The organism is Geminocystis sp. NIES-3709 (assembly GCF_001548115.1).
Taxonomy (GTDB): Bacteria; Cyanobacteriota; Cyanobacteriia; order Cyanobacteriales; family Cyanobacteriaceae; genus Geminocystis.
This window is the reverse complement of the sequence record NZ_AP014821.1, coordinates 2,358,803-2,378,269: the sequence shown is the minus strand read 5'-3', so window position 1 is coordinate 2,378,269 and position 19,467 is coordinate 2,358,803. Positions and strand designations below refer to the sequence as shown.

Sequence of the window (19,467 nt, the reverse complement as noted above, 5' to 3'; positions counted from 1 at the left end):
GCACTATATTTATTATCTAATTTATGCCTAATCGGGGGACAGTGTGATAGTTATATACAAAATTATATTTTTATTATATCTTTCTTTACTATTACTTTTTATTGAGAAATTTAATTTTATGGGTGTTAAATTTTGATTAAATAACCTAAAACGCAGTTAAAAAGATCTGTTGTAAAATAAAAATAAATTAGAGAATAAAAAAAATTACATAAATAATAAATTTTACACTCAACATCCTAAACTATGATTTCTTAAAGAAATCTAATATTATAGTGACTGATGTCATAATCTAATGTAATAGTATAGCTCTCGGAAAAAAAACAAAATTTCTTCAGTATCCTAGTATCATTTTCATCAATATCAAATTATTCCAGTGCTAAGTATAGTTAAACTTTTGGTAGATGAGTGATACCTGCGATCGCCAAAACATTAAATTTTCCCTCTTCCATAGAAATATAATTCATTTTAAAGGAAATTCCATCCATTAATAAACTATCTAGGTTAAAGATTTTGGTTGATTCTTCTAAGATGGCATCAGTTAAGATAGATGAAAATTGTTGTCCTTGAGTACATTCCACTTCATCCATTAAAATACTTTGACCATGAGTACAAATACGAGGTTTAATTACTAAACACACACTTTCGATCGAATTAGTTTCTGAAATTTTCAATTTTGCTTTAATGGCAACCCTTCCATCCCCTAAAATACGACAATCAACTCGAAAAAACGTTACTCCTACCGGACGATTTTGATAAAAAATATCATATTTTTGCAACTTTTGATTAAGATTATCAATATTTAAAGCCGTTTCGATGTCTTTTTCATTGAGGATAATACACGCATCACCTTCACTGGGTTGAGTTAATTGTACATTCCCCATCAAAGCCTTAAAAGGACTAACGGCAATATTATTTAACGTAATCCTCATTTTTTCTAATCTGAAGTTTTTTTGCATCACTAAACCATAACCGTCAATATCTAAAGACTCTAAAACTCCTTTAGCTAATTTTTGCGGATCAGTTTTCACTTGTACACTCAAATGTTGAGCATCTTTAATTTGGCTTTTAAAAGCCATTTCCGCAATTTTATTGATAGTTTTTTCGCCGATATTGTCAAACTTGTTTAGTAACATGATTGGTTAATAGGAAGGGTAATTTTCAGAATTATTAAGCATCGTAACATTTATGAGGATTTTTTTTCAAGGATTCTTAAGTTTATGAATACTAGAAAACGATCGTGACTAGAAGGAAAAAATAAGTTAATCTTAAAGTATTGACAATTATTAAAATATTTCGATATTATCAATGGCTTCAAAAGCACAAATTCCCAACGAATCTCAGCAAACCCCAATGTTAAATGACATTGAAGAATTAACAATTAGTTTAGTAATCAAAAACTTTAATCCGACTCTATTAACTTATGATCTTTTAACCATGAGTGGTATTGTACCTCTTGATTGGGAATTAGCTCGACAACCAGTGGTAAACCCTCGTGGATCACAAGTAAGTTTCAAAAATGGAGTTAATATTATTGCTCAACCCAATACAATTAGTTTTGTAGAAGGATTAGCAAATAAAGATTCCAAAACCCTTGAGTTTGCAAATGTAGCTCAAAAATATATCAGTAAAATGTCGAATGCTGAATATCAGGGTATTAGTATTAGCCCTAAAATTATTGTCCCATTTATCCAAGAAGAAGACGGTGGCAAAAATTATATCAATAATCAGTTATTAAACGAAGGGCAATGGCGTAATTTTGGCAATTTGACTCCCCAAGCATCATTAAATTTATTTTATCAATTAGATCAATGTCAGTTAGTTCTTAATATTAATCCTGCTAAATTACAACAGCCAAATGAAGCGGTTATTTCTGCGGTTTTATTTGCAGGTAGTTTTAATTATACTCTTACAGAATTAACTGGAGAAACTCGTACAAACAAAATGATCGGAATAATTAATTCTTGGGGCAAAGATTTAGAAATCTTTAGAGAGTTAGTTTATCAAAAATTTTTACAAAAAGCGATCGTAGAAAAACAAAGTTTATTTGATAGCTAATAAATAGAAAATATAATAACTTATTTGATTATATCGATCGAAGTTAATTTTAAAATGATTTCAGCTATTGTGAGGAAATAAATTTTTATGTCCTTGACTAAACTATCGATCGAGTATAATTTTATTTATTTTGCTACTTTGTTATTTAATTCTAATTCTGCAAGGGTAAAATTAGCGTGAGAAGATACATCGGAGTTTAGTACAATAACCTCAAAAGACGATCGAACTTTACTCGCTATTTCCACAGTTTTAATATCATAACTATCCATGGCAATTTTAGGATATAAACCGATGGCAATAATGGGTAAGATTAAACAAGCCGTAATGAAAAGTTCACGAGGTTTAGCGTCAAAAGAAAAACCTTCTAATTGTAAACCAGTTTCTTGTTTACCGTAGAAAACCACTCTTAACATGGAAAGTAAATAAATAGGGGTTAAAATTAAGCCAACTCCGGCTAAAAATAGGATAACAATTTTAAAAGTTGAACTATAAGCATCACTCTGTGCCACTCCTAAGAAAATACTTAACTCGCTGACAAAACCACTCATACCGGGTAAAGCTAAAGAAGCCATAGAAACGGCGGTGAATAAAGCAAAAGTTTTAGGCATGATCTTTGCCATGCCTCCCATTTCATCCATCATTAGAGTATGAGTTCTTTCGTAAGTCACACCAGAAAGGAAGAATAAAGCGGCGGCAATTAAACCATGAGATAACATCTGCAACATCGCACCATTTAACCCTAAATCCGTAAAAGAAGCGATACCAATTAATACAAATCCCATGTGAGAAATGGAAGAAGAAGCTAGACGACGTTTAAGATTAGTTTGTCCGAAGGCAGTAAATGCACCATAAACTATGTTAATAACTCCTAAGGTAATTAAAAGGGGAGCAAATTTTATATGTGCATCAGGCAAAAGCTCCATATTGAAGCGAATTAAGCCATATCCTCCCATTTTCAACAAAACTCCAGCTAAAATCATTGATACAGGGGTTGAAGCTTCGCTATGAGCATCTGGTAGCCATGTATGGAATGGAAAAATAGGTAGTTTTACACCGAAAGCAATTAAGAATCCCACATAAGCTAAAGTTTCTAAGGCAATGGGATAATTTTTCATGCCCAATTCTGCGATATTTAATGTGAAATGATCTCCATAAAATGCCATAGCAAAACCAGCAACGAGGATAAAAATAGAAGCTAAAGCAGTATAAAGAATAAATTTTGTGGCGGCGTAAAGACGTTTTTTTCCACCCCATATAGATATTAATAAATAAACAGGAACTAATTCTAATTCCCACATGATGAAAAATAAAAATAAATCTTGTGCTGCGAAGACACCAATTTGAGCACTATATAAAACTAATAATAAGAAAAAATATAATTTTGATTTGTGTTTGACTTGCCATGAGGCAAGAATTGCGAGGGTAGAGATTAACCCTGATAATACGATTAAAGGCATCGATAAACCATCAACGGCTAACGCCCAATTTAAACCGATTTGAGGAAACCAACCATAGGATTCTTGTAACTGAAAACCTGCATTTTTGATAGAGTAATTTTCCCAAAAACCGTAAACAATTAAGGAAAAATTAGTTAAAGCAATGATAAGAGCATAATTTCTGATGTTTTTGCCATATTTATCGGGAATGAGAGGAATAGCAAAGGCACTTATTAAGGGAAATAGAATAATTGCTGTAAGCCAAGGAAATTCTGAACTAATCATGACGAATAGTAATTTATACTTAGTGAATCTTCTTATATTCTATTAAGTTTTGTAACAAATGCCAAGTAAAAGTTAACATTTGATCATGAATCACCTTGACTTATGGATTTGCAATTTCCTGCCATTCCAATAGTATGGGATAAGGTATTTTAAGAGCTAAAGATTTTTCTTTGACGGGCAGTAGTAAAGTGATTGATTTTTCGTCGATCGATCGTGATAAAATTTTCTGAAGGTCATATTGTCCTACATTGTCTGCTGGTGCTTTTTCTGCAAATTGATCATGAGCTTTTATCTGTTCGCCTTTGACAGTGGAAAGAGTTAAATCTTGAGGATGATTAAATTTCACGGCATCAGGAAACCCTACCAACCTTAAATCAACTTCAGTAGTTTTTCCTTCTTTAAGTCTTTTAAATAGGATGATTTGCCAATTATTCCCTTCATTGTCAGTTAAGCGATTTCGGACTTGATATAATATTTGTCCTTGTTCTTCGATTTGTTTAATAACATCGGCAAAACTTTGATCACAGATTATTAAATCGATCATTAGTGTCAATAAAAGTGCTATGATGATTTTTATAAAATTACAATTATTCTTTTTGAACATTTTCATGACTTTATAGGTATATAATGATTAATTGTACCAAAGATTTCGATCGAGCAAAAAAAACAAAATATCATAGTTGAATTTCCTTATTTTGTAACGATTGGCTAAAATAGAAAAAGTTTATAGATCGTTTCATTTTCTCGATGTGTGCTAAATGTTATTAAGTCAAAATAAAGTTGATTATTCTTTAAATTTAGATTACGAATATCCCCTTGTTGAGATGTTTCACTCTATTCAAGGAGAAGGATTTTGGAGTGGAGTGAATGCGTTTTTTATTCGTTTAGCTGGATGTGATGTTTTTTGTCCTTGGTGTGATCAAAAAGAAACTTGGTCGATGAAAAAATATCCTTTATTTACTGTGCAAAATATTGTTGATAATCTTGAAAATATTAATACTAAACATATTATTATTACTGGTGGAGAACCTTTATTACATGATCTTTTACCTTTAACAAATATTCTCAAAAAAAAAGGGTATAAAACTCATTTAGAAACTTCAGGAAGTCATCATTTTACAGGAGATTTTGATTGGGTAACTTTTTCCCCTAAACCTTACAAAAAAATCCATAATAGTATTTACGATCGAGTGGGAGAACTAAAGATTATTATTGATAATAACAATGACTTTATTTTTGCTGAATTAGAAGCTAAAAAAATTCCTAATAATATTCCTAAATATTTACAGCCTCAATGGGATAATCCTCTTAGCCAAGAGTTAATTTTTAACTATATTCTCGATCATCCGGAATGGCGTTTGAGTTTACAAACTCACAAGTTTATGGGGGTAAGATAGTCATTTAACAATGTACAATTAACAGTTGCCTCTCCCTTTAAGGAAAAGGATTGAATAAAAAATGGAAATCTTTTATTTTTTCCCTAAAAAAGGGGACGGTTTAAACCTCGAATGGATCAATTGTCAATTGGTAATTAAGAATAAATAATAATAAATTAATTGCTTAAATTAAGACCAACTACTTAACAAGTTTTTTATTACTAACAACTAATAAAATTTCTATCTATTAACTTTTTTCTATAACTCTATTCCTAAACTTCTGTCTATTTGAGTTTATAATAACGCAGCAAATAAGATTTTTCCATCAGTAAATCCTAACGCTGTATCACTAGCTCTTTCTGGGTGTGGCATCATCCCTAAAACATTCCCTTTTTTGTTAGTAATTCCTGCTATATTTTTACAAGAACCGTTAGGATTATTTTCAGGATTTATTTCACCTTTTTCACCACAATAACGAAATAATATTTGTCCATTATCTTCTAATTCTTTAAGAGTGTCTTCATTAGCGTAGTAATTACCTTCTCCGTGGGCGATAGGAAAACAAACTACTTCCTCTGATTGATAACCTTTTGTCCAAAGGGAGTTATTATGTTCTACTCTAACGGGAATTTGATCACAAATAAAGTGTAAATCTCGATTACGGGTTAAAGCACCGGGCAATAAACCGACTTCCGTTAAAACTTGAAATCCGTTACAAATTCCTAAGACTAATTTGCCTTTTTCTGCGTGTTGAACTATACTCTTCATGATGGGAGAAAAACGTGCGATCGAGCCACAACGAAGATAATCACCGTAACTAAATCCTCCCGGAATAACTACTATATCTAAATCATCAATATCTGTTTCTTGATGCCATACCATACGAGTCGGTTGACTTAAGATTCCTTCTGTAACCATTGCTATATCTCGATCGCAATTTGAGCCGGGAAATACCACTACACCAAATTTCATAATAAATAATAAATAATGAACTATAAATTGTCAACTTTCAGCAATTAATTATCTTCTCGTCTTTTATACTGTTTAAAATGAGCTTATGTCAAACCTATTATCTTCGATCAAGTTTCTTCTTGAAGGGGTATTAAATCAAAGGAATAATTTTCGATGACGGGATTAGCTAAAAGTTGATCACACATTTGATGTATCTGTTTATCGGCGGACTCTTGATTTTCGGCACAGACGGTTAATTCAATATATTTTCCGATTCTGACGTTTTCTACTCCTTGATAACCCAATTGATGTAATCCTGATTCTACTGCTGTACCAGCTGGATCTAATACTGAAGGTCTTAAGGTTACATATACTTTGGAATTAAATTTCTTACTCATGAATACTTCCGATAAAGATTAGTATAAGTCGATCGACATCGATTAATATTTAATATTTTATCTACAAGATGACCATTAATTAACCTGAGTGAGCTATAAAATCCATCCAGATTTTGAATTTATACAACAAAGCGATTTAAAATAAAAAATTCATTGCAGAAATATTTATAATTCATAATATCGAAAATCATGGCTAGAATTGTTTTAGTACATCCTCAAATACCTCCCAATACAGGAAATATTGCCCGAACTTGTGCCGCTACAGAAACGGAACTACATCTTGTTGCACCTTTAGGATTTGAGATTAGCGATCGTTATTTAAAAAGGGCAGGTTTAGACTATTGGCCTCATGTTAAACTAACTTATCATCAGAATATAGAGAGTTTCATTCAAACTGCCAGAGAAAAAGGAGGAAGATTAATCGGTTTAAGTGTTAGGGGAAAACAAAATTATCTGGAGTGTCAATTTCAGTCTGATGATTGGCTTTTATTTGGCAGCGAGACTGACGGTTTACCTCCAGAAGTTTTACAACAATGTGATTTAACTTGTTTTATTACAATGGCAAGTCCTTCTGTTCGTAGTTTAAATTTATCTGTTAGTGTGTCAGTAATTTTATTTGAATCAATAAGACAATTAAGAATTAAAAATTAACGGTTTTATCTTATCTATTCTCTCTTAGTTATTATTTTCTTGCATCCTGAACATTGTCTTAATCTTCTCCTGCTTTTCTAGTGCGACGGATTAATTCTTCAGGACTCAAATTAGCAACAAAATCTTTAAATGCTTCCCTTTCTTCTTCATCGGCTTCTCTATCTACTGGTATAGAAGCATCTAATACTACTTCTTCCATCACCCAAATAGGACAACCTGTCCTAATGGCAAGGGCGATCGCATCACTCGGACGACAATCGATATTTTTTTCTCTTTTACCCATTTTTAAACACAAAACAGCATAAAAAGTATTATCTTGTAGAGAACTAATAATAACTTTGTCTAACTTTAAATTCCATGCAGTAAAAATATTGACCATTAAATCATGGGTAATCGGTCTTGGTGTTGCTTGTTGCTCTAATGCTCCTATAATAGATCTAGCTTGATCTTGTCCTATATAGATAGGTAAGGCACGACGCTCAGTGGCATCCTTTAACAAAACAATAGGACTACGAGTTACCGCATCTAAAGCAATAGCCGCCACCCTCATCTCGATCATTGATTTATTCCTCTTGAATATCTCAGCAGGTCAACACTTCTAATTATACTCAGATCTTGCATCCTTGAATAGTTAATATAGCAATTCTATATGATTCGTGTGAAATAATTATGTTTAATTAGCAATTAGCAATTAGTTATCAGCTATTGTGAAGTTAAATTTCTGGCTAACATTAGTAATTGATTACTTATTCTTTAATGGAAAAAAGGCTAACAGCTAACACCTAAAAGCTAATCGCTTTAATTAAAATATGTTGACTTTCTTTATAATTAAAATATTGTAAATTAAACACGATCGAGTTATGAGTTTGAAGGAAATTACTACTAAAATTATCACTAATGCAAGATTGATTGGTTATAAAAATCTACAAACTATAACCATTGAAAATAATGTAATTACAAAAATCCAAGACAGTTATTTATGTCTTCAAGGAGACTTAGATTTACAAGGAGATTGGCTTTCTTTAGGGGGAGTTGATTTACAAATTAATGGGGGATTAGGGTTAGCTTTTCCTGATTTGTCGATCGATGATATTCCTAAACTTCATGATATTTGTGCTTATTTATGGGGGGTAGGAGTTGATCAATTTTTACCAACAATTGTTACTACTTCAGTCGATAAAATTCATCAATCTTTAAGGATTATTCATGAGTTTATGAATTTAGAAAAAAAACCTCAACAGGCAGAAATTATTGGGGTTCATTTAGAAGGCCCTTTTTTAAATTATGATAAAAGAGGTGCACATCCTGAACAACATTTATTACCGTTGACTTTGGATAATGTTAAAGAAGTTTTAGGAGAATATTCCCATATTATTAAAATTATGACTCTAGCCCCTGAATTAGAGCAATCAGAGGAGGTTATTCCCTATTTAAACTCGATCGAGATTATAGTTAGTTTAGGACATTCTCAAGCAACAGCAGAACAAGCAAAACGAGCTTTTAGTCAAGGTGCATCAATGGTTACTCATGCTTTTAATGCTATGCCAAATTTGCATCATCGTCAACCGGGGTTATTAGGGGAAGCTATTATTAATCCGAAGGTTTATTGTGGTTTAATTGCTGACGGTAATCATGTTAATCCCACTATGTTAAACCTTATTTTGAGGGCTAGTAATTATGACGAAGGTATTTTTTTAGTTAGTGATGCTTTATCTCCTATTGGTTTGAGGGATGGGGTTTACCCTTGGGACGATCGAACTATTGAAGTCATAAATGGTACTGCTAGATTACCCGATGGAACTTTATCTGGCACTACTTTACCTCTTTTTGTGGGAGCTCAAAACCTTGTAAAATGGGATATTTGTAATATAGAACAAGCAATCTCCCTTGTCACAGATGCACCTCGTAAGGCGATCGATTTACCATGTTTACAAATAGGTTCTTCTGCAAATTTAATTCGTTGGCGTTACCATTCGCAAACTAGAGAATTAGAATGGTTTCGGATAAATTTGGTGAATACAAAAAGTTACTGAATGAAAAAAGGGAAAAAGTACTTTTTCAAGAGAATCTAATTTAACTGATTGATCAGCATTTTATTGTCTTTAATACTAAGAAAAAAACTACCATTCATACTAATAAATTTTAAATCAGAAAGTTTAGAGGGAATATGAAAACTAAATAATTCTAATTCACTGTCTAAATCAATTAAAGAAACTTTTTGATCTTGTTGACTGATACATATGATAGAGGTATTATTTGGATGAAAAAATAAGCCTGTAATGGGAAACTTAAATTCTGCTTTGACAGTCTTTTCTTCTGCTTTAGTTTTTATATTCCACAGTTTAATAAGTTGATCTCCTCCGCTACTGGCAATAAGTTCATTATTATGATTAAAAACAACTGTATTTATTTCTGTTTTATGCCCAGTAAAAGAAGCTATTTCTTTTTCATCTTCCACACTCCATAACTTAACTAATTTATCACTACTACCACTAGCAATTAACTTATTATCAGAACTAATACTTACTCCATTTACTGCCATTTTATGACTAGAAAAAGAGGCTATTTCTTTTCTGTCTTCGATATTCCATAACTTGACTAATTTATCATTTCCACCACTAACAATTAATTTATTATCAGGACTAATACTTACTCCATTTACTGCCATTTTATGACCAGAAAAAGAGGCAATTTCTTCTCTTTCTTCGATATTCCATAACTTAACTAAGTTATCATTTCCACCACTGACAATCATTTTTTGATCATCACTCAAAGCCAAACATTGAATACTATTTTGCTCTGCTTCAATATGTGTTATTTCCTGAAAATTAAATAAATTCCAAATAGTAGTAGTAGCCAATTTATTTTCCACAGAAAAATTGGGAATGTTTTCATTGCTGATTATTTCCGTTTTAGTTTGTTCAATATTTTTATTGGTTACATTGTCAATAATTTCTGTCGGTAAAATATTTTCTTCAACGATATTTGATAACAATTTATCCTGATTGGTAGGAATATTAACAATAATTTCTGTAGGAGTAATTACGACTTGTTTTGATTCGATAATTTCTTCTTTTTGTTCTTGTACTTCAACTATTTTTAATTCTTCTATTATCTCCTCACTATCTTCTATAATTTCTTCAATATCCTCTTGATTTAGTTCTTCAATTTCTTCGATCGATTCTTCCGTTATTTCTTCTTCTTTTACTATTTCTAAAATGGTACTTTCTTCTTCTGTTAATTCTACTAAAACCGTTGAATTTAAAATCGAATTTACAATTTCAGTTTCAAAAATAAATTCTGGTCCTTTTAATCCTAAAATAATCCGATCGCCTGATTTTAAAATATAAGAATCAGTAATTTTTTCTCCGTTAATTAAAGTGCCATTAGTCGTATAGTTATCTGTGATTTGCCAATAACCTCGATCGTCTTGAGATATAAACTCTATTTGAGCATGAATACGAGATACCGTAATAAATTCTTGAGGATTTAAAATTACTTGACATTCTGGCGATCGACCTATTAAATTAGGCTTATTAGTAGAGAGAATATAATGATTTTCTTGTCCTGAATTAGAATTAATTAAACGTAAATTAGCAGAAGAATAATTATCCATAATAGTCACTAATTTTCACAATAGTTTTTAATGAAATCGACAATTAATTTATAACGAGAAAACAAATTATTTTCCTACACATATAATAACGAATATTAAACATAGAATAAACAATTGTAATAATATGTTAGATTTTTTTTATCATTAATTAACATCTCTAAATTTTTAACTATCGAGATTTTCTAATTGAATACGAGGATCAACAACTTTCAAAAGTAAGTCAGCAATTAAATTACCAATAATTAGCATCGTCGCACCCATCATCAAACTAGCCATTACTAAATATAAATCTTGAGATTGTACGGCTTGTAATATTAATCGCCCTAAACCAGGCCAATTAAAGAAATATTCGGCAATAAATGAACCACTTAATAAACTAGCAAATTCAAAGCCAATTAAAGTAATTAGAGGGTTGATAGCATTGCGTAAAGCATGAACATATAAAACACGATTTTCTGGCAAACCTTTCGCCCTTGCTGTTTGAATATAATCTTGTCTTAATACATCTAAAAGTTGTCCTCTCGTTAACCGTTGTAATCCAGCGAAACTTGTTATACTAAGGGCAAGAGTGGGTAAAATCATGTGCCATCCTATATCTGTTATTTTCCCCATAAAAGACAATTCATCGTGATTAATACTTGTCATACCACCAACAGGAAAAATAGGTGCTAAATTTTGAGCCAAAATTAACAATAATAGAGCAGTAATAAAACTAGGAAATCCTTGTCCAAAATAACTAATTACTCTCAAAATTCGATCGATAATAGTGTTTTGTTTAACCGCACTAATAATTCCTAATGGTAAAGCGATCGACCATGTAATAATTAGAGAAGAAAATGCGAGAAGTAAAGTAGCTGGAATCCTTTCTAAAATAAGACTAGAAACCGATCGAGAATAGACAAAACTTTCCCCAAAATCAAACCTTGTAACAACCTGTTTAAGCCACAAACCATATTGTTGTAAAGGAGATTTATCTAAACCAAAACGAATTTTTAATTCCTCAATAGTTTCTTGAGAAATCGTCGGATTTTGTCGAAGATTATCTAAGTAATCACCTGGTGCCAATTGAATAATAGCAAAACTGAGCATTGATGCTAAAAATAGTGTTAAAAGTCCTTGAGATAGACGTTTTAACAGATAAATTAGATTTTCATTCCACCACCAATATTGTTTCATCTATTTATAATTTGTCGATAAAAATTTATTTTATTTTAAATTTTGGGAAATGTTTATTAGATTTTAACTCTAAGTTAACCATTGTAATAAATTTCTCAAAGCAAGAATAATTACCGTAACAATAAAAATTCTTCTTAACCAAAGATTACTCATTTTTAAAGCAAATTTTGCCCCAATCATTGCCCCAAAAAACATCGTTATTCCTAAAATTATTCCTAATTTATAATCCACAAATCCTTGAGTCATAAAAATCGAAGTCGCAACCAATGAAGAAAAAATATTGAGAACTTTTGTCACTGCTACAGCTTCAACAAACGTCATGTTTAAAAAAGCAACAAAAGAAGCGGTAAGAGTGGTAACATAACCTCCGCTAAAAAATCCGCCATAAATACCTAACGCAAAAGTTAAACCATAACCGATTTTTTCTGCTTTTGGGGAAGGTTTTTCCTTTTTTTCGACTCCTTTATTGCGATTTACTACAGAAAAAATTGTCACCGCAATCATGAAAATTGAGATAAGCAAAGGCATCGTTTTTGAAGGTATTATTACCACCAATAATGCCCCCAATATAGAACCAATAACAGTCAAAAAGATTAATAAGTATAAGTCTTTGCGTTTGAGCAAATCTCCTTTTAAGAAAGGAATTGTACCCCCAACACTCATGAATATTAATGCAAACATATTAGTTGCGATCGCATTTGCTGGAGATATATTGAACTCAAGCATTACAGGTACGGTAATTAATGAGTTACTACCTGTTACAACACCGATAACACTAGTCAACAGAAAAATACTAATTAAAATTATTAATTCGGTAGGTGTCAATGTAAAAATTCCTAGAAAATTTGTATCAATAATATAGCAGAAGATAAAAGACAAATACTTACTATGAATTAATTTCAGTATTTTCCAACATCTTAATTAACTCTTTACCTCCTATATTTTAAATTTTAATCGAATTTTAATTTATTTTGACAACAAATAAAATTTATCGATAATAATTTGAGTTTGACATCTTATATCAAGTTCCGATAATCAGTTACAATGAAATTTTGCGTCATGAGTGGTCTTTGGTAGAAATTCTACTATAATTATTTAATCGAACCTGACATTAAACTTTAATTAATAACCTTTGAGGGTGTTAATCAGACAAAATTTGTACAAATCAGAGGTATTAAATGTAATAAACAATCGAAATAAATCAATTTTTTATAGTTTTAAATCAATTATTATCACTATTTCCCCTCTTTACCTATAATTTTCAGAGAATGGCGATAAAATTAGAAATTAACTGCAATTAAGCCTAAATCTATATATTTTTTAATTATTAGTTTTTGTCCTTCTAAAAAAACACTAAAAGAGTAAAAATGTTTGATAGTATGATCGGGAATTTTTCCAGTTAATTCTAGTTTAAAAAAGCTAATTCTTTTACTTGATAAACTATCATTTTTACAGATTTTAACAATAACTTTCTGCTCTTTTTTAGAAGAATAAATAACTTCTCCTCTAATGGAAAAATAATTGGGCGGTAAATAATTATTATTGGTGTTATTTACCACAAAAATACCGGCTACTTGTAAATGAATTCGATCGAGTTCTGGTACAATATGAGGATAAACAACCCAATTTTGCACCTCATTTAAGTCCACATGATTTTTTACTGCACTAATGGTTTTGCCTAACAATACAGTCTCAAAAGTAGAATTATCCGCAGTGGTTATAATACCTTTAGTTAAAGTATTTTCTAATGGTTCATAAATACCTTGAATAACTCCGATCGCTCTATATTGTAAAGGATGAACAGGAATACCGATCGAACTATGATCTAAACAATAATCGCCATCTAAAAAAATACCTTCTGTCACCGCCGAAGAACTATTAAAATTTACACCCACAATCAACTCCACAATTAGATAAATTGGGCTTTATATAAGCAAACCTCTACATAACTCGATCGAGTAAAACCACTTCTAATGGTGTCTTGAATCAACTATGACTTTTATGATAGATTATAGCAATAAATTGAATCAATTAAATAACCAACAAAGTTTTAGAGTAATCATTCAACCCTATAAATAAATCAGCTTTATGGCTAAAATAGAAACTAGAACAGAACCAATGGTTCTCAATATGGGGCCTCATCATCCTTCCATGCACGGGGTTTTAAGGCTAATTGTCACCCTTGATGGTGAAGATGTGGTAGATTGTGAACCCGTCATTGGTTATTTACATCGAGGCATGGAAAAAATCGCTGAAAATCGAACTAATGTAATGTATGTACCTTATGTTAGTCGTTGGGATTATGCCGCAGGAATGTTTAACGAAGCCATTACCGTCAACGCCCCAGAAAAATTAGCGGATATTCAAGTACCCAAACGGGCGCAATATATCCGAGTCATCATGTTAGAGTTAAACCGCATAGCTAACCATTTACTATGGCTTGGCCCTTTTTTAGCAGATGTAGGCGCACAAACTCCCTTTTTCTATATTTTCCGTGAAAGAGAGATGATTTATGATTTATGGGAATCCGCTTCAGGAATGCGTTTAATTAATAACAACTATTTCCGTATTGGAGGAGTTGCCGTTGATTTGCCTTACGGTTGGGTGGACAAGTGTGAAGATTTTTGCGATTATTTCTTACCTAAAGTGGATGAATATGAGAAGTTAATCACCAATAATCCTATTTTCCGTAAACGGATTGAAGGCATCGGTACTATTACCAGAGAACAAGCTATTAACTGGGGTTTATCAGGGCCTATGTTGCGTGGTTCAGGGGTAAAATGGGATCTGCGTAAAGTCGATCGTTATGAATGTTACGATGATTTTGATTGGGATGTGCAATGGGAAACGGAAGGTGATTGTTTTGCCCGTTATATCATTAGAATTAGAGAAATGCGCGAATCGGTAAAAATCATCCGTCAAGCCTTAAAAGGTTTACCCGGTGGTGCCTATGAAAACTTAGAAGCCAAAAGACTGCAAGAAGGCAAAAAATCCGAATGGAATAACTTTGAGTATCAATACATTGCCAAAAAAGTTGCCCCCACCTTCAAAATTCCAGCAGGTGAACATTATGTCCGCCTAGAAAGTGGTAAGGGCGAGTTAGGGGTGTTTATTGTGGGGAATGATGATGTTTTCCCTTGGCGTTGGAAAATCCGCGCCCCTGATTTTAATAATTTACAAATTCTGCCTCACCTTCTTAAAGGAGTCAAGGTTGCTGATATTATGGCAATCCTTGGTAGTATTGACGTAATTATGGGATCGGTCGATCGATAGGTAGAGTATTGGAGTGTTGGGGTATTAGGCTATTGGGGTGTTGGGGAGAATTTTTTAACTCCTAACTCCTAACTCCTAACTCCTAACTCCTAACTCCTAACTCCTAACTCCTAACTCCTAACTCCTAACTCCTAACTCCTAACTCCTAACTCCTAACTCCTAACTCCTAACTCCTAACTCCTAATTAATTAAATATGCAAACTATAGATAAACCCTTACCTAGCCTGAATCTCTTTGATGGTACAATTCATCGCCGTAAAACTCGCCCTGTTAAAATAGGTAACATTACTATCGGCGGAAATAATCCCGTAGTAGTGCAATCCATGATAAATGAAGATACCCTCGATGTATCTGCTTCTGTTGACGCTATTCGTCGTTTACATGAAATTGGTTGCGAAATTGTACGAGTGACAGTGCCAAGTCTTGCCCATGCTAAGGCAGTGGGAGAAATTAAGGAAAAATTGATCAAAACCTATCAATATGTCCCTTTAGTCGCTGATGTTCACCATAATGGCATGAAAATCGCTCTTGAGGTGGCTAAACACGTTGATAAGGTGCGTATTAATCCGGGTTTATACGTCTTTGAAAAACCTAAAAACGATCGAACAGATTACAGTGATAAAGAATTTGCTGATATTGGGGATAAAATTAGGGAAACTCTGGAACCTTTGGTGATTTCCTTAAGAGATCAAGGAAAAGCTATGCGTATCGGGGTTAATCATGGCTCTTTAGCCGAAAGAATGCTCTTTACCTATGGAGATACTCCCGAAGGTATGGTAGAATCTGCGATCGAGTTTATTAAAATCTGTGAATCATTAGATTTCCGTAACCTCATCATCTCCATGAAAGCCTCCAGAGTACCTGTAATGTTATCGGCTTATCGCTTAATGGTAAAACGCATGGACGAATTAGGCATGGATTACCCCTTACATTTAGGCGTTACCGAAGCAGGAGACGGAGAATATGGCCGTATCAAGTCCACCGCAGGTATTGGTACATTATTGGCTGAAGGCATCGGCGATACTATCCGAGTATCTTTAACAGAAGCCCCAGAAAAAGAAATCCCTGTTTGCTATAGCATTTTACAAGCCCTCGGATTGCGTAAAACTATGGTGGAATATGTAGCTTGTCCTTCTTGCGGACGTACTTTATTTAATTTAGAAGAAGTATTACACAAAGTAAGAGAAGCCACAAAACACTTAACAGGGTTAGATATAGCCGTTATGGGGTGTATTGTAAATGGGCCTGGAGAAATGGCTGACGCTGATTATGGCTATGTAGGTAAACAACCCGGTTTTATTTCCTTGTATCGTGGCAAAGAAGAAATCAAAAAAGTGCCAGAAACTGAGGGCGTAACCGAATTAATCAACTTAATTAAAGCTGATGGCAGATGGGTTGAACCATAGTTAACCATTGCTAATTATTTTTGTGAACAATTAACCATCAATTTAATACTTTTTTCCCTAATTTTGATGGATTTCTCCTTATCCTCTGTAATATTCTTCTATTGAACAAAGGAAAGGAGAGGTCAATATCTGAGTATAATAAAAATGTAAAGAAAAGTTAAGAAAAATTAGAATTAGAATGCGAGTTGCGATCGTAGGTGCAGGATTAGCCGGATTAGCCACCGCCATTGACTTAGTTGATGCTGGTTGGGAGGTAGAAATATTTGAATCTCGCCCTTTTGTGGGCGGTAAGGTAGGGAGTTGGGTAGATAATGACGGTAATCATATTGAAATGGGATTACACGTATTTTTTGGTTGTTATTACAATCTTTTTGCTTTAATGGAAAAAGTAGGTGCGATCGAAAACCTCAGATTAAAAGAACATACTCATACTTTTATCAACGAAGGAGGTAGAGTCGGAGAACTAGATTTTCGCTTCCTAACAGGTGCTCCTTTTAATGGCTTAAAAGCATTTTTTACCACTTCTCAACTATCTTTGGTGGATAAAATAGCCAATTCTTTAGCATTAGGCACGAGTCCTATTGTACGAGGGTTAATCGACTTTGAAGGTGCTATGCGCAATATCCGAGACTTAGACGGTATTAGTTTTGCCGATTGGTTTCGTAAGCACGGAGGAAATCAGGGAAGTCTTGATAAAATGTGGAATCCCATCGCCTACGCATTAGGATTTATTGACACAGAAAATATTTCTGCTCGTTGTATGCTAACCATCTTTCAATTTTTTGCCGTCAAAACAGAAGCATCCGTGCTAAGAATGTTAGAAGGTTCACCTCATGAATATTTACATAAACCGATCGTTAATTATTTAGAATCTAAAGGAGTAAAAATTCATACCCGTCGCCAAGTTAGAGAAATTAAATATCAAGAAGGAGAAGATACCCTCGTTACTGGTTTATTAGTAGCAAAAGGAGACACGGAAGAATTAATCACTGCTGATGCTTATGTTTGTGCTTGTGATGTCCCCGGTATTCAAAAAGTTATTCCTGAAGGGTGGCGTAAATGGAAAGAATTTGACAATATTTATAAACTTACTGCTGTACCTGTTGCTACCGTACAACTGAGGTTTGATGGTTGGGTGACAGAATTACACGATGAGAAAAAACGCCAACAGTTAGATAAAGCAGAAGGTATTGATAACTTACTTTATACTTGCGATGCAGACTTTTCCTGTTTTTCAGATTTAGCCTTATCAAGTCCTGCAGATTACTATAGAGAAGGTGAAGGCTCTTTGTTACAATTAGTGTTGACTCCGGGTGATCCTTTTATCAAAGAAACAAACGAAAATATTGCTAATCATGTTTTAAAACAAGTTCATAAACTATTTCCTTCTTCCCAAGAATTGAATATGACATGGTATAGTGTCGTCAAATTAGCTCAATCTCTTTACAGAGAAGCACCGGGTATGGATGTTTATCGCCCATCTCAAAAAACTCCTATTTCTAATTTTTTCTTAGCTGGTAGTTACACTCAACAAGATTATATTGACAGCATGGAAGGTGCTACGATTTCAGGAAAACAAGCAGCTCAGGTTATTTTGCAATCAAATATTAAGGTGTTGACAATCAAATAAATTAGCTGAAATTAATACTCCCCCTATTCGGGGGATAAACAAACTAAATTTTTATTCTGAAAAATCGTGGGTTTAAAACTCTGTCGTTTACATGAGCTGATGGAAGTTAATTAATGTAATCCTAACCAACTTAATAAACCTTGTCCACTAAAATATTCGATCGCTAAAGTAATAATAAAACCGATCATGGCGGCTCTACCATTCAATTTTTCGGAGTAATTATTGAACCCAAATTTTGGTTCTTCAATATTGGGAGTTTTTGTCGGTTGAGGTTCAGTCATGGTAAATAAAGTCCTAATTAATTAATAATTATAAAATTTTGTTAATTTTTATTAACATCTTAACACTATTTTTTCACAAGTCAACACAACCGGAGATTTAACAAAGGGTTTGATCCTTTTCAAACAATCTTTTAAATTGCTATTAATTCTTGAGCTTGTTTAAATATTTCAACATTAGCTTTTTTCGTCTCTAAACTTAGATTGATACTTCTTGCTAATCGAGCTACGTCTAGTAAACTGGTATCTACTTTTTCTTCCTTATTGATTAAAAACCATTCTAGTACTTCATCTAAGTGCCAAATAGCTTGAGAGCCTTTAAAAAATGCTTTGGGAAAACTCTCTTTATTGACATATTTTTGAATATTTTGTTTAGTACATTCAAAAATTTCTGATAATTCTAAAACTCCTACTATATCAGGAGAAACTTGTATTAAAACTGTATCGGCTATTACTGATTTAACTTGTTGAATAGCACTATAAACAGCATGATAAGCTGAATCGGATTTTCTCATGAAATCTAAAGCTATCGATCCTTGCTCTGCTATACCTATTATCGCATCTCCACATCCTGCTTCATATAATGAATCTAAGTAAATCTCAGGATCTGTTTTATCTTTAAAATCAAAAATTAAACCAAAATCATAATAATTCATCTTTATTCTCCTCTATATAATTACATTTATCAATTATTCTTTTTAAATGTTTGGCAAAGTATTGGGAATCTGTCGGTGTACTCCAAATACTTGTTTTACAATGTTTTCCCGCACGACATTTTATGTCATTATAAGGGCAATATAAAATACCCCAAGCATGACCATTCGATTTTTTAACTATCCATCCTTTTTCTTGGGCATATTCAATTATCTTCGTTATTTCCTTGTTTGGATGTTTTTTACTGATTTTAATTATATAGTTGTTAATCGACAACTTTTT

The 19,467-nt window shown here is 32.7% G+C and carries 20 protein-coding genes; 7 read left to right on the top strand and 13 right to left on the bottom strand.

Annotation, left to right across the window (positions count from 1 at the left end; all coding sequences use genetic code 11):
• Positions 1-386 precede the first annotated feature (386 nt).
• Positions 387-1,133, bottom strand: a complete 747-nt coding sequence (locus GM3709_RS10065; RefSeq protein WP_066118835.1) for a DUF2993 domain-containing protein — start codon at positions 1,131-1,133, stop codon at positions 387-389.
• A gap of 172 nt (positions 1,134-1,305) precedes the next feature.
• Between GM3709_RS10065 and GM3709_RS10060 the strand changes: the two genes are divergently transcribed.
• Positions 1,306-2,055 carry a hypothetical protein gene (locus GM3709_RS10060; RefSeq protein WP_066118833.1) on the top strand — a complete coding sequence of 250 codons (750 nt, stop codon included), beginning with the start codon at positions 1,306-1,308 and terminating at the stop codon, positions 2,053-2,055.
• Positions 2,056-2,180: 125 nt separating this feature from the next.
• On the opposite strand, the gene GM3709_RS10055 is transcribed toward GM3709_RS10060, so the two are convergent.
• Positions 2,181-3,776 (bottom strand): NAD(P)H-quinone oxidoreductase subunit 4, encoded by a 1,596-nt coding sequence (locus GM3709_RS10055; protein WP_066118831.1) that lies wholly within the window; start codon positions 3,774-3,776, stop codon positions 2,181-2,183.
• Between the two features lie 100 nt (positions 3,777-3,876).
• Complete coding sequence (locus tag GM3709_RS10050; RefSeq protein WP_066118830.1) at positions 3,877-4,320, bottom strand: DUF3122 domain-containing protein; 444 nt, start codon at positions 4,318-4,320, stop codon at positions 3,877-3,879.
• Positions 4,321-4,534: 214 nt separating this feature from the next.
• On the opposite strand from GM3709_RS10050, the gene GM3709_RS10045 reads away from it, so the two are divergent.
• Entirely contained in the window at positions 4,535-5,173 is a 639-nt protein-coding gene (locus GM3709_RS10045) for a 7-carboxy-7-deazaguanine synthase QueE (RefSeq protein ID WP_066118829.1), read from the top strand.
• A gap of 273 nt (positions 5,174-5,446) precedes the next feature.
• Here the strand turns inward: GM3709_RS10045 and purQ are convergent, their stop codons facing one another.
• Both purQ and purS read right to left on the bottom strand, forming a co-directional pair.
• Positions 5,447-6,124 (bottom strand): phosphoribosylformylglycinamidine synthase subunit PurQ, encoded by a 678-nt coding sequence (gene purQ / locus GM3709_RS10040; RefSeq protein ID WP_066118827.1) that lies wholly within the window; start codon positions 6,122-6,124, stop codon positions 5,447-5,449.
• Between the two features lie 107 nt (positions 6,125-6,231).
• Positions 6,232-6,501: a phosphoribosylformylglycinamidine synthase subunit PurS gene (gene purS, locus GM3709_RS10035; protein WP_066118826.1), complete on the bottom strand. Its 270-nt coding sequence runs from the start codon at positions 6,499-6,501 to the stop codon at positions 6,232-6,234.
• A gap of 189 nt (positions 6,502-6,690) precedes the next feature.
• On the opposite strand from purS, the gene GM3709_RS10030 reads away from it, so the two are divergent.
• Positions 6,691-7,152, top strand: coding sequence for a tRNA (cytidine(34)-2'-O)-methyltransferase (locus GM3709_RS10030; RefSeq protein ID WP_066118825.1), 462 nt, complete (start codon positions 6,691-6,693; stop codon positions 7,150-7,152).
• 58 nt (positions 7,153-7,210) lie between these two features.
• Here GM3709_RS10030 and GM3709_RS10025 read toward each other — a convergent pair whose 3' ends face one another.
• Entirely contained in the window at positions 7,211-7,711 is a 501-nt protein-coding gene (locus tag GM3709_RS10025) for a bifunctional nuclease family protein (RefSeq protein ID WP_066118823.1), read from the bottom strand.
• Positions 7,712-8,012: 301 nt separating this feature from the next.
• On the opposite strand from GM3709_RS10025, the gene nagA reads away from it, so the two are divergent.
• The gene (gene nagA, locus GM3709_RS10020; RefSeq protein ID WP_066118821.1) at positions 8,013-9,185 is read left to right on the top strand and encodes an N-acetylglucosamine-6-phosphate deacetylase; all 1,173 of its coding nucleotides are present in this window, start codon (positions 8,013-8,015) and stop codon (positions 9,183-9,185) included.
• Between the two features lie 35 nt (positions 9,186-9,220).
• Here nagA and GM3709_RS10015 read toward each other — a convergent pair whose 3' ends face one another.
• From GM3709_RS10015 to GM3709_RS10000, 4 genes are all read right to left on the bottom strand, one after another.
• The gene (locus tag GM3709_RS10015) at positions 9,221-10,768 is read right to left on the bottom strand and encodes an FHA domain-containing protein (protein ID WP_066118820.1); all 1,548 of its coding nucleotides are present in this window, start codon (positions 10,766-10,768) and stop codon (positions 9,221-9,223) included.
• Positions 10,769-10,933: 165 nt separating this feature from the next.
• Complete coding sequence (locus GM3709_RS10010; protein ID WP_066118819.1) at positions 10,934-11,944, bottom strand: ABC transporter permease; 1,011 nt, start codon at positions 11,942-11,944, stop codon at positions 10,934-10,936.
• A gap of 69 nt (positions 11,945-12,013) precedes the next feature.
• Entirely contained in the window at positions 12,014-12,769 is a 756-nt protein-coding gene (locus GM3709_RS10005) for a sulfite exporter TauE/SafE family protein (RefSeq protein ID WP_066118817.1), read from the bottom strand.
• 455 nt (positions 12,770-13,224) lie between these two features.
• Positions 13,225-13,839 (bottom strand): 2-dehydropantoate 2-reductase, encoded by a 615-nt coding sequence (locus GM3709_RS10000; protein ID WP_231937545.1) that lies wholly within the window; start codon positions 13,837-13,839, stop codon positions 13,225-13,227.
• Positions 13,840-14,032: 193 nt separating this feature from the next.
• On the opposite strand from GM3709_RS10000, the gene GM3709_RS09995 reads away from it, so the two are divergent.
• From GM3709_RS09995 to zds, 3 genes are all read left to right on the top strand, one after another.
• Entirely contained in the window at positions 14,033-15,217 is a 1,185-nt protein-coding gene (locus tag GM3709_RS09995) for an NAD(P)H-quinone oxidoreductase subunit H (protein WP_066118815.1), read from the top strand.
• A 194-nt stretch (positions 15,218-15,411) separates the two neighbouring features.
• Positions 15,412-16,623, top strand: a complete 1,212-nt coding sequence (ispG, locus tag GM3709_RS09990; protein ID WP_066118813.1) for a (E)-4-hydroxy-3-methylbut-2-enyl-diphosphate synthase — start codon at positions 15,412-15,414, stop codon at positions 16,621-16,623.
• A gap of 178 nt (positions 16,624-16,801) precedes the next feature.
• Positions 16,802-18,253: a 9,9'-di-cis-zeta-carotene desaturase gene (gene zds, locus GM3709_RS09985; RefSeq protein WP_066118811.1), complete on the top strand. Its 1,452-nt coding sequence runs from the start codon at positions 16,802-16,804 to the stop codon at positions 18,251-18,253.
• Positions 18,254-18,363: 110 nt separating this feature from the next.
• Here the strand turns inward: zds and GM3709_RS20690 are convergent, their stop codons facing one another.
• The 3 genes from GM3709_RS20690 to GM3709_RS09975 form a co-directional block, all read right to left on the bottom strand.
• Positions 18,364-18,534, bottom strand: a complete 171-nt coding sequence (locus GM3709_RS20690) for a hypothetical protein (protein WP_173645710.1) — start codon at positions 18,532-18,534, stop codon at positions 18,364-18,366.
• Between the two features lie 131 nt (positions 18,535-18,665).
• Complete coding sequence (locus GM3709_RS09980; RefSeq protein ID WP_066118809.1) at positions 18,666-19,187, bottom strand: hypothetical protein; 522 nt, start codon at positions 19,185-19,187, stop codon at positions 18,666-18,668.
• A complete protein-coding gene (locus GM3709_RS09975; protein WP_231937544.1) occupies positions 19,174-19,461 on the bottom strand; it encodes a hypothetical protein in 288 nt (95 codons plus the stop codon). The genes GM3709_RS09980 and GM3709_RS09975 overlap by 14 nt, the downstream gene beginning before the upstream one ends.
• Positions 19,462-19,467: the final 6 nt, after the last annotated feature.

Bases quoted from the DNA above. Each gene is read 5' to 3' on its own strand.
- zds (WP_066118811.1), top strand. From the start codon at position 16,802: ATGCGAGTTGCGATCGTAGGTGCAGGATTAGCCGGATTAGCCACCGCC.
- GM3709_RS10030 (WP_066118825.1), top strand. From the start codon at position 6,691: ATGGCTAGAATTGTTTTAGTACATCCTCAAATACCTCCCAATACAGGA.
- purQ (WP_066118827.1), bottom strand. From the start codon at position 6,124: ATGAAATTTGGTGTAGTGGTATTTCCCGGCTCAAATTGCGATCGAGAT.
- GM3709_RS09980 (WP_066118809.1), bottom strand. From the start codon at position 19,187: ATGAATTATTATGATTTTGGTTTAATTTTTGATTTTAAAGATAAAACA.
- ispG (WP_066118813.1), top strand. From the start codon at position 15,412: ATGCAAACTATAGATAAACCCTTACCTAGCCTGAATCTCTTTGATGGT.
- GM3709_RS10060 (WP_066118833.1), top strand. From the start codon at position 1,306: ATGGCTTCAAAAGCACAAATTCCCAACGAATCTCAGCAAACCCCAATG.
- purS (WP_066118826.1), bottom strand. From the start codon at position 6,501: ATGAGTAAGAAATTTAATTCCAAAGTATATGTAACCTTAAGACCTTCA.
- GM3709_RS10055 (WP_066118831.1), bottom strand. From the start codon at position 3,776: ATGATTAGTTCAGAATTTCCTTGGCTTACAGCAATTATTCTATTTCCC.
- GM3709_RS10045 (WP_066118829.1), top strand. From the start codon at position 4,535: ATGTTATTAAGTCAAAATAAAGTTGATTATTCTTTAAATTTAGATTAC.
- GM3709_RS10010 (WP_066118819.1), bottom strand. From the start codon at position 11,944: ATGAAACAATATTGGTGGTGGAATGAAAATCTAATTTATCTGTTAAAA.
- GM3709_RS10015 (WP_066118820.1), bottom strand. From the start codon at position 10,768: ATGGATAATTATTCTTCTGCTAATTTACGTTTAATTAATTCTAATTCA.
- GM3709_RS09995 (WP_066118815.1), top strand. From the start codon at position 14,033: ATGGCTAAAATAGAAACTAGAACAGAACCAATGGTTCTCAATATGGGG.
- GM3709_RS10025 (WP_066118823.1), bottom strand. From the start codon at position 7,711: ATGATCGAGATGAGGGTGGCGGCTATTGCTTTAGATGCGGTAACTCGT.
- GM3709_RS20690 (WP_173645710.1), bottom strand. From the start codon at position 18,534: ATGACTGAACCTCAACCGACAAAAACTCCCAATATTGAAGAACCAAAA.
- GM3709_RS10050 (WP_066118830.1), bottom strand. From the start codon at position 4,320: ATGATCGATTTAATAATCTGTGATCAAAGTTTTGCCGATGTTATTAAA.
- GM3709_RS10065 (WP_066118835.1), bottom strand. From the start codon at position 1,133: ATGTTACTAAACAAGTTTGACAATATCGGCGAAAAAACTATCAATAAA.
- nagA (WP_066118821.1), top strand. From the start codon at position 8,013: ATGAGTTTGAAGGAAATTACTACTAAAATTATCACTAATGCAAGATTG.